The 17,182-nt window shown below is 59.3% G+C and carries 12 protein-coding genes; 3 read left to right on the forward strand and 9 right to left on the reverse strand.

Annotated elements, in window-relative coordinates; genetic code table 11:
- Positions 1 to 96 precede the first annotated feature (96 nt).
- From L085_RS10340 to ppk1, 3 genes are all read right to left on the reverse strand, one after another.
- The gene (locus L085_RS10340; protein WP_004941600.1) at positions 97 to 279 is read right to left on the reverse strand and encodes a YfgG family protein; all 183 of its coding nucleotides are present in this window, start codon (positions 277 to 279) and stop codon (positions 97 to 99) included.
- A gap of 181 nt (positions 280 to 460) precedes the next feature.
- Positions 461 to 2,011, reverse strand: coding sequence for an exopolyphosphatase (gene ppx, locus L085_RS10345; protein ID WP_004941603.1), 1,551 nt, complete (start codon positions 2,009 to 2,011; stop codon positions 461 to 463).
- Positions 2,012 to 2,021: 10 nt separating this feature from the next.
- Positions 2,022 to 4,085: a polyphosphate kinase 1 gene (gene ppk1 / locus L085_RS10350; protein WP_004941606.1), complete on the reverse strand. Its 2,064-nt coding sequence runs from the start codon at positions 4,083 to 4,085 to the stop codon at positions 2,022 to 2,024.
- A 396-nt stretch (positions 4,086 to 4,481) separates the two neighbouring features.
- Here ppk1 and L085_RS10355 point away from each other — a divergent pair, with 396 nt between their 5' ends.
- From L085_RS10355 to pstB, 3 genes are read left to right on the forward strand one after another with little or no spacing between them, the layout of a single operon-like run.
- Positions 4,482 to 6,653 carry an ABC transporter permease subunit gene (locus tag L085_RS10355; RefSeq protein ID WP_044030690.1) on the forward strand — a complete coding sequence of 724 codons (2,172 nt, stop codon included), beginning with the start codon at positions 4,482 to 4,484 and terminating at the stop codon, positions 6,651 to 6,653.
- Positions 6,650 to 8,299 (forward strand): phosphate ABC transporter permease PstA, encoded by a 1,650-nt coding sequence (pstA, locus tag L085_RS10360; RefSeq protein ID WP_044030691.1) that lies wholly within the window; start codon positions 6,650 to 6,652, stop codon positions 8,297 to 8,299. Before L085_RS10355 ends, pstA begins: the two co-directional genes overlap by 4 nt.
- Positions 8,300 to 8,327: 28 nt before the next feature.
- Positions 8,328 to 9,140: a phosphate ABC transporter ATP-binding protein PstB gene (gene pstB, locus L085_RS10365; protein WP_004941613.1), complete on the forward strand. Its 813-nt coding sequence runs from the start codon at positions 8,328 to 8,330 to the stop codon at positions 9,138 to 9,140.
- A 280-nt stretch (positions 9,141 to 9,420) separates the two neighbouring features.
- On the opposite strand, the gene L085_RS10370 is transcribed toward pstB, so the two are convergent.
- The 6 genes from L085_RS10370 to L085_RS10395 form a co-directional block, all read right to left on the reverse strand.
- Positions 9,421 to 9,642 (reverse strand): hypothetical protein, encoded by a 222-nt coding sequence (locus tag L085_RS10370; protein WP_044030692.1) that lies wholly within the window; start codon positions 9,640 to 9,642, stop codon positions 9,421 to 9,423.
- A gap of 201 nt (positions 9,643 to 9,843) precedes the next feature.
- Entirely contained in the window at positions 9,844 to 10,395 is a 552-nt protein-coding gene (speG, locus tag L085_RS10375; RefSeq protein WP_033644040.1) for a spermidine N1-acetyltransferase, read from the reverse strand.
- Between the two features lie 106 nt (positions 10,396 to 10,501).
- Positions 10,502 to 10,840: a hypothetical protein gene (locus tag L085_RS10380; protein ID WP_044030693.1), complete on the reverse strand. Its 339-nt coding sequence runs from the start codon at positions 10,838 to 10,840 to the stop codon at positions 10,502 to 10,504.
- Positions 10,841 to 10,885: 45 nt separating this feature from the next.
- A complete protein-coding gene (locus L085_RS10385) occupies positions 10,886 to 11,320 on the reverse strand; it encodes a toxin-activating lysine-acyltransferase (protein ID WP_033644038.1) in 435 nt (144 codons plus the stop codon).
- Positions 11,317 to 12,882: a hypothetical protein gene (locus tag L085_RS10390; RefSeq protein ID WP_044030694.1), complete on the reverse strand. Its 1,566-nt coding sequence runs from the start codon at positions 12,880 to 12,882 to the stop codon at positions 11,317 to 11,319. Before L085_RS10390 ends, L085_RS10385 begins: the two co-directional genes overlap by 4 nt.
- Entirely contained in the window at positions 12,879 to 16,880 is a 4,002-nt protein-coding gene (locus L085_RS10395; protein WP_071841621.1) for a non-ribosomal peptide synthetase, read from the reverse strand. Before L085_RS10395 ends, L085_RS10390 begins: the two co-directional genes overlap by 4 nt.
- Positions 16,881 to 17,182 lie beyond the last annotated feature (302 nt).

Here is a 17,182-nt window from a genome sequence, read left to right on the forward strand (position 1 = left end):
CTTAACGGGCGCTCGGCGTTCCTGACGCAGGCTCATTAAAAGATAGAGCATAGCGAGTGCCGGAGTCATTTTTATGAAACGGACGGGGCGCGGCGGTTATTCAGAGGAGGCGTCCTGTTGCGGCGCGCTGACTTCGGCGGCGTTTTGCGCAGCGGCCTGCTTTTTTTCCTGATGATGAGGCACCGCCACCACGGCGGCGTACAGCAGTCGGCCGACTAAAATGATAAAGCTGATAAACAACACTATCTTCGTCATCTGTCCGGTGGTTTTCTTGCGCATATATCACCCGGTATGCCGGTGTCCTGTGTTATTCGCTCGAGAATTTGTAACCGGATTTTAGGCGCTGATGACAAAAGTTGTCCATTTTTTTCCGGCGAGCGGCGCGGCGTATTAGGGTTTCGTTTAGGTTGGCGGAGCGAGGGCGGAAAGAAAAACCCCCTGGCTGGCAGGGGGCGAGGGATCAGGCGGAGCGCTGTTCGTCTTGCGAGCCTTCTTCGTCGATCAGCAGCTTCCAGCCGACGACGTCGTTCCAGTAGGCCTGCTCGCGCTCGAAGTCCAGCTGCACCAGGTTGTTTTGCGCCAGGTAGCCGGCCGGGAAGCGCAGCGTCCAGTGGTTGTCGTCGGTGGTCAGGCGCAGCGTTTCCGGCGTGGTGGTCGACTGGCGCTGGTTGTTGAGCAGGGTGCTCAGACGCAGCAGTTGGATCAGCGGCAGGTAGTGTTTCTTTTTGAACAGGTTGAGGCGCGGCAGCTCTTCCAGCTTGATCGCCTTGCGGTGGAAACGCACCAGCGCCGCCAACAGCAGCTGCTGTTCCTGGTTGAAGCCAGGCAGGTTGGAGTTTTGCAGAATGTAGGCCGAATGGCGATGCATGCCGCTGTGGTTGATGCTCAGCCCCACTTCGTGCAGCATGGCGGCCCATTTCAGCAGGGCTTCCAATTGCGGATGCACCAGCTTGGTGTTTTGCGCCATCCACTGCGAATAGAGCAGTTCGGTGGTTTCCAGCACCCGCTTGGCCTGTTCGCGGTCGATGTTGTAGTGATCGGCCAGGCTTTTGGCGGTGCGGCTGCGGATGTCCTGGTGGCGGAAGCGGCCTTCCATTTCATACAGCACGCCTTCGCGCAGTGCGCCGTCGGACAAGCGCAGATCGCGGATCGCCAGCGCATCGAACACGCCGCACAGGATAGCCAGCCCCGGCACGAACACCGATTGGCGATCTTCCGACAGCCCCGGCAGGCTCAGTGAGCCGAAGCTTTTGAACTGCAGCACCTGTTCGGCGAGCATTTCCAGGCGTTCGAGGGTGATCAGACCGTCTTTTTCGCCCATCGCCACCAGCACTTCGTGGGCGGCCTTGATGGTGCCCGAGGCGCCCAGCGCATACTGCCAGCCCTGAATGCGGTACTGCCAGGCCAGCGTTTCCAGCTTCTGCGCCGCCGCCAGCCGCGCGCGGCGGAAGTTGTTTTTGCTGATCTCGCCGCCGGGGAAGAACAGCTGGGCGAAGCTGACGCAGCCCATGCGGCGGCTTTCCGCCAGCAGCGGCTCGAAGTCTTCGCCGATCACCAGCTCGGTGGAGCCGCCGCCGATGTCGATCACCAGCTTGCGGCCTTTCTCCGGTTGAGTGTGCTCCACGCCCATGAAGATCAGGCGCGCTTCTTCCTGGCCGGCGATGATTTCGATCGGGTAGGGGATCACTTTGGCGGCGCGCTTGAGGAACACTTCAGCGTTCACCGCCTGGCGCAGGGTATGGGTCCCGACGATGGTGACGTTATCCGCCGGGAAGCCCTGCAGCCGTTCGGCAAACAGCGCCAGGCAGGCCAGGCCGCGTTCTATCGCCTCTTCACTGAGTACGTTGTTGCTGTCCAATCCGTCGGCGAGGTGCACCCGCTGTTTTAAACGGCCCAATACCTGTAAGGCGCCGTTGACGACGCGGGCGATCACCATGTGGAAACTGTTCGACCCGAGGTCGATGGCGGCGATTTCCTGCGGTTTGTTCGTTGCAGTGTTTTTTAGCGGCATAGTTGCTGGCCTACTGTCCTGGTTGTTCCAGAGCTTTTAAATACTCGTAAATAGCCACCTGGGCGCGCACTTTGCGGCGGTTGCCGCGCGGCACGTACTGGTTGCTCAGTTCTTTATCCACATAACGGGCCTTGACCGTATCGCTGAACAGGATCTCCAGAATGTCCAGAACGCGCTGTTTCAGCGCCGGATCCAGCAGCGATACCGCCACTTCGATACGGTAATCTATGTTGCGGGTCATCCAGTCGGCGGAGGACAGATACACCCGTTTGTCACCTTTGTTGTCGAAAACGTAAACCCGATCGTGTTCCAAAAAGCGATCGACGATGCTGATCACCTGAATATTGTCGCTGATCCCCGGCAGGTTGGGAATCAGGGAACACATGCCCCGCACCAGCAGACGGATCTTCACGCCGGCGCCGGACGCGGTATATAACCGATCTACCAGCCCTTTATCCACCAGATTATTTATTTTCAACATAATGCCGGCCTGTTCCCCGGCCTGGGCGTTGGCGATTTCGTTGTCGATCAGCTCATACAGCTTCAGGCGCGAGTTCTGCGGCGACACCATCAGGTTGTCGAAGGTGACCGGCCGGTAGGGGTTCTCGATAAAGTTGAATACCCGGCGTACCTCGTTGGTGATGCGCGAGTCGGCGGTCAACAGCGAATAGTCGGTATAGATGCGCGCGGTTTTTTCGTTAAAGTTGCCGGTACCGATATGAGCATAGCGCACAATTTCATCGCCTTCACGGCGTGAAATCAGGAACAGTTTGGCATGGATTTTCAGCCCCGGCGCCGAGAAGATCACGTGCACGCCGGCCTCGGTCAGGCGCTTCGCCCAGTGGATGTTGGCCTCTTCGTCGAAGCGCGCCTGCAGCTCGACCACCACCGTGACTTTTTTGCCATTGTGCGCGGCGTGGATCATCGATTCGATGATGCGCGAGTCTTTCGCCACCCGGTAGATGTTGATTTTGATCGCCAACACGCTCGGATCGAACGACGCCTGGCGCAGCAGCTCCAGCACGTGTTCAAAGGTGTGGTACGGGTAGTAGAGCAGCACGTCCTTTTCGCGAATGGCGTCGAAGCCGTTGCGGAAACCGTCGAACCAGATGTGGCGCAGGCGCGGCAGCGGCTTGTTGACCAGATTGGCCTTGCCGACGTTCGGGAAGCTGATGAAGTCTTTAAAGTTGTGATAGCGGCCGCCGGCGATCACCGAATCGTAGTTGGAGATGCCCAGCTTGCCGCGCAGCAGCTCCACCATCTCGTTCGGCATGTCGCGCTGATAAACGAAGCGCACCGGCTCGGCGGTGAGGCGCTGCTTCAGGCTGGAGGACATCAGTTCCAGCAGGCTGGATTCCATTTCGGTGACCAGATCGTATTCGGCGTCACGGGTCATCTTCATCGAATAGGCGTTGAGCGCGTCGTAGTCAAAGAAGCCCTTGAAGATATCGTCCAGGCAGTAACGCAGGATGTTGTCGAGCAGGATCATCGGCTTACGGCGGCGCGGCGCTTCCGGCGGCAGATTGACGAAGCGCGGCACCTTGTCGGACGGAATCTCCAGCAGCGCATAGTCGATGCGCGCGCCGCGGATGATCTCCACCGCCAGATAGGTGTAATCGTCTTTCAGGAACTGCACCAGGTTGGTGTCGTGGTTGATCAGGATCGGCGTGATGTGCTGGCGCAGGTGCTGTTTGAAATATTGCCGCAGCCAGATTTGCTGGTTCTCGGACACCTGGCGTTCGTTGATCAGGAAGATCTGGTTGCGCGCCATTTCCAGCAGCAGATCGTTGTACAGACCGTCGAACTCCTGATCGGTTTTCAGCACCTTGGCCTGGATCTTTTTCAGCAGATGGCGTGAGGAACCGGCGGAGCCTTGCTCTTCGCTGATCAGGATGCGCCGTTTGAGATCGGCGAAGCGGACTTTATAGAACTCGTCGAGGTTGTTGGAGTAAATGCCCAGAAAACGCATACGTTCAATCAGGGGATTGCTCTTATCTGCGGCTTCCTGCAACACGCGCTCATTAAAGGATAACCAGCTTAGTTCTTTTTCGATGTAGAGCTTTTCCTGACCCATTGCCACTCCAGTTCAAATTTAGAATAGGATCCGGGACGCAGCGCCCGGATGCCGCTCTAGTGTCCTTCATCATTATTGCGAGAGATTGACAGGAAAGTCCAACATATCCATTGCGTTGGCGCGCGGCGTTTTTCGGCGGCAATAAATTTTCCCCGCAGCGGGATGCCCGGCAGTGAAACGATCAGCATGAAATGACGGTTAGCAGGCTTATTCTTGGCGTTATAAAGCGTGTTTATGGTCATTTTTCAGCAATATATCAAATTCATATTGTCTGATGGCAGTGTAAAAAACCTGAGTTATGGCGGGTAACTTTGTCATGCAAACGTCATAAAACTGACATAAGATGCCCGGTTATCTTACGGCGCAAGCCCGATTACATCAGCGACAGCGAGACACATGACACAGACGACGGCCAATCAACATCCCCGAGATCGCATGCGCGGGCGCATCGACCGCGGCGTGCAGGCGGCAGTGACCGCCAGCGGGCTGATGGTGCTGATGACGTTGATGCTGATCTTCGTTTATCTGCTGTTTGCGGTGCTGCCGTTGTTCAAACCGGCCTCGCTCGGCCATGCGCAGCCGCTGCCGTTCACGGTATCGGCCCCGGCGCTGGCGCTGGGCATGGACGTGCAGCAGCGCGTCGGTTATCGCATCGACGCGCAGGGCGCGGGGCAATTTTATCGTCTGACGCCGGCGCCGAGCGGCCAGGCCCAGACGCCGCTGGCGCAGCAGACGCTGTTGGCCAAACCGACGCTGCTCGCGCAGGCCGCCGGCGAGCGCGATCTGTTTGCGCTGGCGCAGGCTGACGGCCGGTTGGTGGTGGCGCGCGCGGATTTCGCCACGGCGGAAAACGGCCGGCCGCAGTGGCAGTTCCCGCTCGGGCAGCAGCCATTGGCGCTGGATCCACAGCGCAAGCCGCTGAAGCTGCTGTCGCTGGCGGATGCGCATCGCGGGCAGTATCTGCTGGCCGGAGTGACCGACGATCGGCGGCTGGTGTTCGGCCGCTTCAGCCCCGACCGGCCGCCGCAGTTCAGCGAGCGGCCGCTGGATCACGACGGGGAGCAGCTGGTGCTGACGCCGGATGGCCGCCAGCTTTATCTGCTGACCGGCAACCGGCTGGCGCGTTATCAGATCGACGGCGCACAGCTGCAGCTGCGTGAAACGCGTACCCTTGGCGAACATGCCCCGTATCAGATGACGGCGCTGCCCGGCGGCAGCGCGCTGCTGATCAAGGGCGCCGACGGCAATCTGCGCGAGTGGTTCGAGGTGGAAAAAGATCGGCGCTGGCGCCTGACGCCGGTGCAGCATTTCGACCACGGCGCCGACGGGCAGGAGCTGACGGTGGCTGAGCCTTACCGCCGGGTGTTCGCCACCCTGCGGCCCGATGGCGGCTTCTCGCTGTTCTCCGCCATTCAACCGCAGCCGCTGCTGAATACCCGTTTGGGCGCCGAGGTGCGGCAGATGGCGTTCGCGCCGCGCGGCGATGGCCTGCTGCTGGAGAGCGCGCAGGGCTGGCAGCGCTATGCGCTCGACAACCCGTATCCGGACGTTACCTGGCGTTCGTTGTGGGGCAAGGTGTGGTATGAGAACTACCCGCAGCCGGCCTATGTCTGGCAGTCCACCTCCGGCGAAGACAGTTACCAACCCAAATTCAGCCTGATGCCGGTGATCTTCGGCACCTTTAAGGCGGCGGCTTACGCGATGCTGTTCGCCATCCCGCTGGCCTTGGCCGGCGCCATCTATACCGCTTACTTTATGACGCCGGGGCTGCGGCGGGTGATCAAACCGGCTATCGAAGTGATGGGCGCGCTGCCGACGGTGGTGATCGGGCTGGTGGCCGGCATCTGGCTGGCGCCGATCATCGAGCAGTATCTGTTGGCGGTGCTGGCGTTGCCGCTGTTGCTGGCGGCGGCGGTGCTGCTGTGCGGCGCGTTGACCCATCGCTTTATGCCGCGCTGCCGGCCGGGCGTCGATCTGCTGTTGCTGCTGCCGCTGCTGGCGTTGACGGTGTGGCTGGCGCTCAACCTGGGGCCGTGGCTGGAGGTGGCGCTGTTCGGTGAGCCGCTGCATTTCTGGCTGGGGGATAATTATGACCAGCGCAATGCGCTGGTGGTAGGTGTGGCGATGGGCTTCGCGCTGGTGCCGATCATCTTCTCGCTGGCGGAGGACGCACTGTTCAGCGTGCCGGCGACCCTGAGCCAGGGTTCTTTGGCGCTGGGCGCTACCCAGTGGCAGACGGTGATCAAGGTGGTGCTGCCATCCGCCAGCGCCGGCATTTTCTCCGCGCTGATGATCGGCTTTGGCCGCGCGGTGGGGGAAACCATGATCGTGCTGATGGCCACCGGCAACACGCCGATTATCGACGGCAGCCTGTTCCAGGGGCTGCGCGCGCTGGCGGCCAACATCGCCATTGAAATGCCGGAGGCGGTCTCCGGCAGCAGCCATTACCGCGTGCTGTTCCTGACCGCGCTGGTGCTGTTTGTCTTCACCTTCGTGTTCAACACGCTGGCGGAGGCGGTGCGCCTGCGGCTGCGCAAGCGCTACACGCCGAATCAGGAGGCGCCATGAAGAACTGGGTGAAGAGCGGGTCGCCGTGGATATGGCTGACCGCCGGTTCGGTGGCCGTCAGCCTGCTGGCGCTGATCGGCATTCTGTTGCTGCTGGCCGGGCAGGGGATGCGCTATTTCTGGCCGAGCCCGGTTTATCAGTTCGAACTCAATCAGAACGGCGCCGGACCGGTGACGGTGATCGGCGAGTTGTATCAGCAGCAAAGCATTTCCCGGCGCCAGCTGACGGAGGCGGGCGTTACGCCGCCGGGTGAGGCGCAGAGCGTCGAACGCTATCTGATTAAGGTCGGCAATCGCGAGCGCGAGGGGCAGGATTTCCGCACCTTGCTGGCCAGTGATATCCGCAGCCAAAGCACGCCGCGCAGCCTGTTGGTGCTGGAACGCGACAGCCACGGCACCGCTTACGGTTATCTGGCGGGGCTGCTGGAAGATGGGCAACCGCTGACTGGCCGCAATCTGGGGCAGGCGTTCCAGCAGCGCCTGCCGCAAATCGCCGCGCTCTCGCGCCAGGCGCACGACATTCAATTCCGCGACATGGCGCGCATCAATCAGCAGTTTGACGCGCTGCGGCTGCGGGAAAAGCGCCTGCAGCGCGACGATAAGCTGGACGCCCGCGCACAGGACGCCATCAAGGCCGAACGGCTGGAACTGCAGCGGCAGTATCAGCTGTTGTCCGAACGTCTGGCGGGGCTGAACCGCGATCGCCAGCGCGATGCGTTGCTGCTGCGCGACATGCACGGGCAGACGTTGACCATTCCGCTCAGCCAGGTGCGCGATGCCTGGTACCCGAACGCCATGAACACCACCGAGAAGCTGGCACACTGGGGCGAGCAGGTGAAGAAGTTCCTCACCGACAGCCCGCGCGAAGCGAATACCGAAGGCGGGGTGTTCCCGGCCATTTTCGGCACGGTGTTGATGGTGATCCTGATGTCGATCGTGGTGATGCCGTTTGGCGTGATCGCGGCGGTGTATCTGCACGAATATGCCGGCAACAATCTGCTGACGCGGGTGATCCGCATCGCGGTGGTCAACCTGGCCGGCGTGCCCTCGATCGTCTATGGCGTATTCGGCCTCGGCTTCTTCGTCTATATGATAGGCGGCACGCTCGATCAGCTGTTCTATCCTGAATCCCTGCCCAACCCGACCTTCGGTACGCCCGGCGTGCTGTGGGCGGCGCTGACGTTGGCGCTGCTGACGCTGCCGGTGGTGATCGTCGCCACCGAGGAAGGGCTGTCGCGCATTCCCGCCTCGCTGCGGCAGGGCTCGATGGCGCTGGGCGCCAGCCGGGCCGAGACGTTGTGGCGCATCGTGCTGCCGATGGCGGCGCCGGCGATGATGACCGGCCTGATCCTGGCGGTGGCGCGCGCCGCCGGTGAGACCGCGCCGCTGATGCTGGTGGGGGTCGTGAAATCGGTGCCGGTGCTGCCGGTGGACGAGATTTTCCCGTATCTGCACCTGGAGCGGAAGTTCATGCATTTGAGCTTCCAGATCTACGATATGGCATTCCAGAGCCCGAGCGTAGAGGCGGCGCGGCCGCTGGTGTTCGCCACCGCCTTCCTGCTGGTGACGATCGTGGTGAGTTTGAATCTGGCGGCGATGGGTATCCGCCATTCGTTGAGGGAGCGGTACCGAGCATGGTCGCAGTAACAATGACGCTATTTTTGGGGAGTGCGTAATGGGTTTGATGACGCCAGGCAGTTTGCCCCGGCTGGATGTCCAGCATCTCGACGATGAACAGACCGCGCTGGCGGTCAACGGCCTGAACCTGTTTTATGGCGACAAACAGGTGCTGCATGATATTTCGCTGCGTATCCCGAAGCACCGGGTGACGGCTTTGATTGGCCCCTCGGGCTGCGGTAAATCGACGCTGCTGCGCTGTTTCAACCGCATGAACGATCTGGTGGACAACTGCCGTATCGAGGGCGAACTGCAGCTGAACGGCGCGGCGATCTCCGGTGCGCAGATCGACGTGGCGGCGCTGCGGCGGCGGGTGGGCATGGTGTTCCAGCGGCCGAACCCGTTCCCGAAATCGATCTATGAAAACGTGGTGTACGGCCTGCGGCTGCAGGGCGTGCGCGACCGGCGTTTGCTGGATGAGGCGGTGGAGCGTTCGCTGCGCGCCGCCGCGCTGTGGCATGAGGTGAAGGACCGGCTGCGCGAAAACGCCTTCCGCTTGTCCAGCGGCCAGCAGCAGCGCCTGGTGATCGCGCGCGCCATCGCCATCGAGCCGGAGGTGCTGTTGCTCGACGAGCCGACCTCGGCGCTGGATCCGATCTCCACGCTGACCATCGAAGAGCTGATTTCCGCACTCAAGCAGCGCTATAGCGTGGTGCTGGTGACGCACAATATGCAGCAGGCGGCGCGCGTCTCCGACTACACCGCCTTTATTCATCAGGGGCGACTGGTGGAATACAACGACACCGACGCCATTTTCACCTCGCCGCGCCAGCGCCGCACCGAAGACTATATTACCGGGCGGTATGGGTGAGGGTAGAGCGACGGAGGTTTTCGCTCCGTCGCCGACAATGGCCGCTGCAGTCGGCCTGCGTCTGCTGTTTTATTTTACCCGCGCATTAAGCCGGCATGAATTAAGGCATGGCATAAGTCTGATTGCCGGCGAGTTTGTTTTATTCATTTTTCATCATGTGGAATTCAATCCATTCTCTGCAATTTATTATCAACCACAATTATGTTGTCGGTGATGATCAATATAATTGCTCATGTCGATAATGGCTGTGGCGGGCTCGGCGGTGCTGAAATGGTAATCCTTAATGCGCGCGGCCTTTAGCCGTAACCCGCAATACCAACCCCACCAACAACAACGCAGCGCCCGAGGCATAGAGCGGGAACCAGCGCGTCCACCAGAGCGGGGAAAACAGCGGGGTGCTGTTGGGATCTGCGGACGTGTAGCCGCTATAGGTATTTAGACCGGCGGCGATGGCGAGCATCGCCAGGCCGATAAAAAGCAGCAGGTTTGAGACGGTTGTCATGGCATTTTTCCTTTGTAGAGGCAGAGGGTAACTCTTACTATCACTATTAATTATTTTTCGATTAATTATATTGGAGAATATTATTTATTTTCGTATTCATCAGGTTGTTTCCTGACGATAAAATAGCATGCCTTAATACTAGCCACTTATTTCCCAATAAAAACCCGCCTAGGCGGGTTTTCTCTTTTTTCTCGCAGACCGTCACTTCACCAGCGGCTTATCGCCCGGCGTTTTGAACTTCGCCAGATATTGCGGCTGGAAGATGCACATGCGCAGCACGGTGCGGTATTCGCCGTTGACGAAGAACTCGTCGATCAGCTCGCCTTCCACGTTAAAGCCCAGCTTGCTGTAGATGTGGATCGCCTTCGGGTTCTCCTTGTCGACGATCAGGTACAGCTTATACAGGTTCAGCACCGAGAAGCCGTAGTCCATCGCCAGCCGAGCGGCGGTGCTGGCATAGCCTTTGCCCTGGTGGGCGGGATCGATGATGATCTGGAACTCAGCACGGCGGTGGATGTGATCGATCTCCACCAGTTCCACCAGGCCGACCTTGGCGCCTTCGTGCTCGATGATAAAGCGGCGCTCGCTCTGATCGTGGATGTGTTTGTCGTAGAGATCGGAAAGTTCGACAAAGGCTTCGTAGGGTTCTTCAAACCAATAGCGCATAACGCTGGCGTTGTTGTCCATCTGGTGGACGAACGACAGATCGTCCCGTTCCAATGGGCGTAACCTGACGCTGGCAGTGCTGGACATGTGGGCTCCTCTGTGCCGTGAAATTGTGCAAAGTATAACTTCACAGAATGGATGAAGGCGAAAAAAAACGGCGCCGCAAGGGCGCCGTTTAGGCAAGGTTCAGACTTCAGACGGTGCAGGTATTAGCTGGCCTGGCGACACTTATGGCCTCTGGTGGCAATGGAGTCTGCAATAAAATTTGTTCGGCGATTTCCGCCGATACTTTCTTAATCGCAACAATCAATTGAATTGCCGAATTTAGGACAACGCTTTTTATTTCTTCCACGCTTTTGCCGCGAAGAAACGAATGCAGGAAGACATCGCCAAACGCGCTACTGTTCAAGTCGCTGCGGGTTTTACAGGCCATCAGACGCTCAAATCCGTTATCGCTGTCATAGGGGCCTTCACAGAAAAATGCCGTTTCTACCGCGATTCGTTTGATCGCCATGAGTACAAATCCGTCCATCGAGGGGCTCTCCATTCGTTTTATTTAAGGAGCGGGCCGTGCGGATCAGGCCAGCGTCATTACCTTTCTCTTTCTGTTCTGCCAGCGCACCTGGCCCTCTCCCCAGGGTTTGAGCTTGTTGAAGCGCTTGATTGCCTGAGGTGCGAAACCGGGCCTGCAACAAAAATCGAGCAGCCATATCCTGTCTCCCTCATTCCATTCGGAAGGGTGAAGTGGGAACCCCGGATCGCGTTGCAATTGCGTTTCGGTGTCCTCCGTCAGACAGGCCCAGAGAACATAGGCCAGCGGTTGGTCATTGGTGTCGAAAAGAAACTTGATCTGCCCGTGCTGTATGGCAAATATCAAGCGCTCTTGAACGCTTTTTATCGGATGAAGGCTGTAATTTCGGTGATGTAACATGCAGCTCACGGCAAAACCAAGCTGCTCATAGTCTGACCATTGATCTTGGCCGCCGGCGGTTTCTCGAATATAGAGCGTCATGCTGGTTCATTTCTCCTGGAGAGGATGACAAGCGGCTGCCCGCCAAAGGTTTCTTTGGCGAAGGCCACCGCCTTTATCCGCATGTCGGTTAACAGTTGCCGCAAGCGTTGGTCGTCATCACCATTGGCCTCCACCAGAGCCGTGATTTCGTTGAGCATCTGTATTTTCCCGCACTGGGGGCGGGGCCGCAGCCTGAGGCGAGCCTGTTGCGCCATGCCTTTCTGAATAACGGTGGCATCGATTCCCTGGGCGCGGCAGGTTTCGACCAACCAATGATTGACCTGCGAGAAAGCGCGCAGGGTGCCCATAAAACGCGCATCCCGTGAGAAATCGTCATGCGTGGGGACGGGGTGCCCTTGGCTGCAGCGAATCAAGGTCACGACCAAACGTTCCAGCGGCGATTCGTCTCCCGCCATTTCCGCTGAGACATAGAGCTTTCGGCAACGGTGGATAAGCAGCTGCAGGAAACTGTTTGCCAGCCTCTCTAAGAGTTTTGGTGTCTCCGCCGGTGAGAGCAGGTCGATGGGAATGCCCAGTAGCGTCAAATAGCCGCGGCAACAGGCCTGCTGAAAAAAATGCCAGAAATAGGTTTTTACCTGTTGCTGGGCGATGGCAATGAAAGGCCGATCAAACAGGTACTTCCCAAGGTAGAAGCACAGCTCGGATAGGCTGTTCTGAATGATTGCCGGTTCTCTCATCAATTGTGCAAACTTGAGCTGGTATTCGAAATCGTAACGATGATCGCTGGGGAATAAACAGGTTAGCCCGTTAAAATCCAATACCCTACCGTCCATGGTGATGTTGGAGGATGAGGTGGTCAACATCAGGAAGCGGGTGCGGCAAAACGCCATTTGCCGAGCCAGACGTTTGGTGAGCTCATACATCCCCTCAAGGCAGCGGCGCCGCGGATCGCGAGCGGCCTGTTCGCTGAAGCCCGCGGTGGGGACCGGCAAATAGTCCGGCAGGCGGCGAAGCACGGATTTAACCCGTTGAACGTCATGCATGAGCTGCCCGGCATATTCCGCTTTGGGCCGGAAGTAGGGCGTTCGTTCAAAATGTGCCGGGCGGACCAGGGGCTCGCGAACCAGAAGGGCGCGGCGAGAGCGGCCCTTTGTGCGGGTGAAATCCCCATGGGTATAGCTGTCGGTGAGCAAAATCGCGTGGGTGCGCGCGGCGCCATAAGGCAACGTCTGCGCCAGCATTTCGCTCCATAGGGCTTCATAGATCGCCTGTTCGGCGCGCAGTTCGCCATTGGAGTGATACCAATCCGAACCTTGCCCGACCAGCGGATTAGCACCGATTCCTTTCACCTGGTAACGGCCATCAAAACCGCAGCGGGCGCCGCCGCCGTTACGTTGAATACCGCCTCCGCCGTAACGTTCCGCGTGGAAAACTTTGACGGCGCCTGGCGTATCGGGAGTGACCAGATAGCTGCACGCGGCGTGCAGCGCTTCGCCGTCTGCCTTTTCTTCGGCGGACCAAATGAGAGAGGACGTAACCCGGTGTGCCGTGAAAGGCACTAAATTTTCCGCCAGGTCCTTAAGTAAAAAAGAATCGCTCATTGGGTGATGTACTCTATGGTGTAGTTCAGTTCTGATACGGACGTGCGCTGCGCGAAACGAGCAAAAGCGGCGTCCAGATGCCCGGCGATATCGCGCAATGCTTCCGCCCTGGCCATCGCGGGGTGATCGCAGTCGATGTCGATATTTTGTATTCGTCCATGTACATAGGGGCGCCAGGCCTCCAAATCCAACCAGTCTTCTGCGCGCGGCGCTGCTGCCGTGAAGAACAGCAAATTACCGTAGAAGTGGCCGTGTTCCGACTGGCCGACCAGGCGGCGGCTATTAATCACCACGTCAATCAAGCGGTCGAGCGTGCCGTCATCCAGACTGGCCAGGGCGCTTCCGTGTTTTCGTAACAGGGCGATTGTTTCCGCGCGTTGCAGGATCTCGCCTTTCGGCACGACCAGCGAAGGCAATTCTTGATCGAAGGGCAAGGCGATGCCCGCAATGAACAACAGGGCGGCCAGCGCCAGGCTCTCCTCCTCTTCGCCATTGAGCGTTTCAAAAGCGAAGCGTCGCCACAGATCGCTGGGATAGGCATCCATCATAGCCAGCAATTCGACCTGCTGATCTTGTCGCTCTAGGTGGATGGCGACATTGTGGGCGATCATGCCGCCAACCGACCACCCGATGATCCAGTAAGGCCCCTCGGGCTGATGGGCGCGTATGCGCCTGGCATATTCTGCGGCCATTTCATCCATCGTTCGGGTGATATTGCTGCCCGGCGTCAGGCCTTGAGCTTGCAAGCCGACGATTTCACACGGCGTTTTGAGAAAACGCGCCAGGCCGCTGTAACACCAGGCGATGCCGCCAGCCGGATGGATGCAAAACAGCGTCGGCAGCGCGTTTTGCGAAGCGCCGGCGCCAGGGCGCAGCAGCAGTGTGGCATCGAGCATATCCGGCGCTGAGTGCTGGCCTTGTTCGGCCAGCGCCCGGGCTGAAGGATGAGCAAAGATGCTGGCGATGGTGATTTGCCAACCCAGGCCGGCGTTAATGCGGGCGGCGACATCAACGGCGCTCAGCGAGTTGCCTCCCAGTTCGAAGAAGTTGGCTTCAGGCGCCACGGCAGGCAGGCGCAGCGCATCGGCAAAATATTCGCACAGCCGTTGCTCCGTCAGGGAGGAGGGAATGCCACCGCCCTGTGATTGCGGGCTTTGCGGAGCGGGCAGCGCTTTTCTATCCAGTTTGCCATTGCGGCTGAGCGGCAGTTCGGAGAGAAACACCAGGCACTGCGGCAGCATGTAGGCAGGGAGATATTCCCGGCAGAGCGCTAGTAAGGCTTTTTCATCGGCCTCGGCGCCGCTGGCCACGACATAGGCGACAATGCGCCCGTCATGCATGTTGGCGCAGGACTGGAGCACCTGCGGATGTCGATTGAGAACCGCGTCAATTTCCTCCAGCTCAATACGCTGCCCGTGTATTTTTATCTGGTGATCCAGCCGCCCCAAATAGTCTATTTCGCCATTCGGGCGCCAGCGCGCCAGGTCTCCCGTGCGGTAAAGCCGCTTGCCGTCCGCCGTGGCGAAAAACCGTTCTGCCGTCAGCTCGGGTTGGCCCGCATAGCCGTCAGCGAGACAAATGCCCTCAATGTGCAATTCCCCTTCGATGCCGATGGGGGTGATGTTGCCGAAGGGATCCAGCACGTGGATGCGCGTATTCCAAATGGGGCGGCCGATAGGCACGCTGCGCTTCTCGTCGCTGCAGCTCAGCGCGTGGTAAGTGACATCAATGGCGGCCTCCGTCGGGCCGTAAAGATTATGCAAAGGCGCCGTCAGCAATGTCCGCTGCCGTTGGGCCAGCTCCGGCGACAAGGCTTCCCCGCTGGCGAATACCCTGAGCAGCGGCAGCGGTTCGGGCCTGCGTTCGACGGCGTCGAGAAACAGCGCCAGCATCGATGGAACAAAGTGCAGCGTTGTGATGCGATGCTGCACGATGCAATTCAGCAGGTACGCCGGATCGGTATGGCCGCCGGGCCGCGCCATCACTAAAGTTGCGCCCCCGATCAGCGGCCAGAAAAACTCCCAAATCGACACATCAAAGGTGGCCGGCGTTTTCTGCAGCACGCGATCCTGCGTTCCGAGAGGATATTCGGCCTGCATCCATTGCAGGCGATTGGCCAGGGCAAGATGGCTCACGATCACCCCTTTTGGGGCGCCGCTGGAACCGGAGGTGAACAGAATATAAGCCGGATCTGCGCCGCTTTGCCGCGTGACGAGCGGCAATGCCGCGTCGCCCTGATGGGCGGCCAGTGAGTACAGCGCGGCGAGATCGAGCCGGGGAACGCTGTCCGGCAACCTGTCGTCATCGGCGCGATCGGCTATCAGCAATGCCGCATTGGCCTGCTCGAGCATCTTTTGCTGTCGCCGCGTCGGCAGTTCGGGCGACAGCGGCAATAGCGTGGCGCCGGCACGCATAATGGCCAGCAGAACCACTTCTAAGGCTACGCTGCGTTCAAGTGTGACGGCGATCACCTGGCCGCGAGCGCCTTGCAGATGGCGTTCAAGGGCATGCGCGCACCGCCGTGAGCGCAGTTCCAGCGCCGAATAGCTCAGCCGTTCGTTTTCGTCGAGCACGGCTAGCTGATGCGGAGTGGCTTGAACCTGTTTGAGGAACAGGCCGAGGATCGTGTTGGCGGGTAACGGCTGGGCGGTGTCGTTCCATTGCGCGATTAACGCCAGTTCCGCCGGTGCCGGCAGCGTCAGTTGTTGCAGCGGAAGGGTCGGCGCCGCAACCAACTGCATGATCCAATGCAACAGCCGCCGCACATGCAATTGCAGCTCTGCGTGATGATGGCGCGCGGCATTGGCGATAAGACGCAGGCGGCGCGGTTGCAGGTCCGTACCCAGTTCCAGGTGGAGGTTAAGATCGCGTACGGGGCCGGTGGCGATATGTTTGACCGTGGCGCTTAGCTCCGCAAAATCGAGCGTCGCAGGCGGAGGCAAGATGTTCAGTTCGATGCCGTAAAGGGGCAGAGTATCGCCTACCCTGCCGATGGCTCGGCCGATCCATTCTCCGCGGTAGCGCTGGTGCGCGAGCAGCTCGCGCCGGCTGCGGGCGACGGTGGCGCAAACGTCGCGAAAGTGCGCGTGTTGCGGCAAATCCAGCAGAAGCGGCAGGATATTGCTGCGTGTGACCGCCGCCTGGGCGCCATAAGTATCAAGCCGCCCCATGCAGGGCAGGCCGAACAACAGTTGCCGCTCGCCCGACTGACAGCGGGAGAAATAGCTGGCGAACGCGCTGAGCAAGATGTCGGATAACGCGATCCCGCTGCTTTGGTAGAAGCTGCCCAGGGCTAGCGCCAGCTCGGTATCGATAACGGTCTCGACTTCCAACGTGTGCTCGGCCATGGCTTGCGCTGGCGCACCCAGAAAGGTCGGCGCAGGCAACTGCGCGCAGCGCTGCATCCAGTAGCGGTGATCGTCCGCATATTGCGTGCTCTGCCTGTAGAGGACGTCGTCCTGGCAGAGCGTGGTCAGTTTGACAAAGCGGCTGGGGAGAGGCGGCGTTCCTTGCAACAGCGCTCGGTAATGCTCCCCCGCACGGCGGTGGAGCAGGGAATAGGCGTAGGCGTCGAAAGCGATATGGTGTATTCGGGAAAACCATATCGCTTCGCGTTCATTCAAAACATACAGCTGATGTTCATGAAGATGTAAATTCTCTGGTCCCTGTTCCCGTTGCGTTATCTGTTCCATCGCGCGCCAGGCGAGCGCCTCCGGGTCTGCGTGATGGCTGAGATCGCAGACGGTCACGCGGCCAGCAGGCTGGCGGATGCCGAAAGACGGAGTGCCATCGATATCGAGGAAACGGTGGTTGAGCACCTCAATATCCTGCAGAGCCAGTTCGATGGCGTTGAGCAATAATGTCCGATTAATTTCACCGTGCAGGCGCAGGGCTTGCGCCGTCGCATAGAGTTTGGAAGAGTGGCTCGCTTGCGATGCGTACCATACGCCCTGCTGGGTGTCCGCCAGGGGGGTATTATTAAGGGATGAATCATTCATTTTTTCTCTGGCTCCTGTTCTGGAGTGGTACTCAAGTGCCTTGTTACCAGGCTTTCCATTTTTCTTTTGGCCTGCAAAATCAAATCAATATCTCTGTGTAATTGATATTCAGTGCTTTGGGTTTTTCACCTTGCGCGATTTCATTCAATGAATGCCCTGCGCTCTTCGTTGGCGACAATGACCGGCGGGGAAATTGCCTTGCCCTTATCGCCAAGGTCATCGCAAAATCTTCTGCCGCGTTTCGCCGGGCATACCGCAATAAATTAAGTAGTTATCATTTTTTAATCGCTATTGGGCCGCAC

The sequence above is a fragment of the Serratia sp. FS14 genome, from assembly GCF_000695995.1.
Lineage (GTDB): Bacteria > Pseudomonadota > Gammaproteobacteria > Enterobacterales > Enterobacteriaceae > Serratia > Serratia nematodiphila.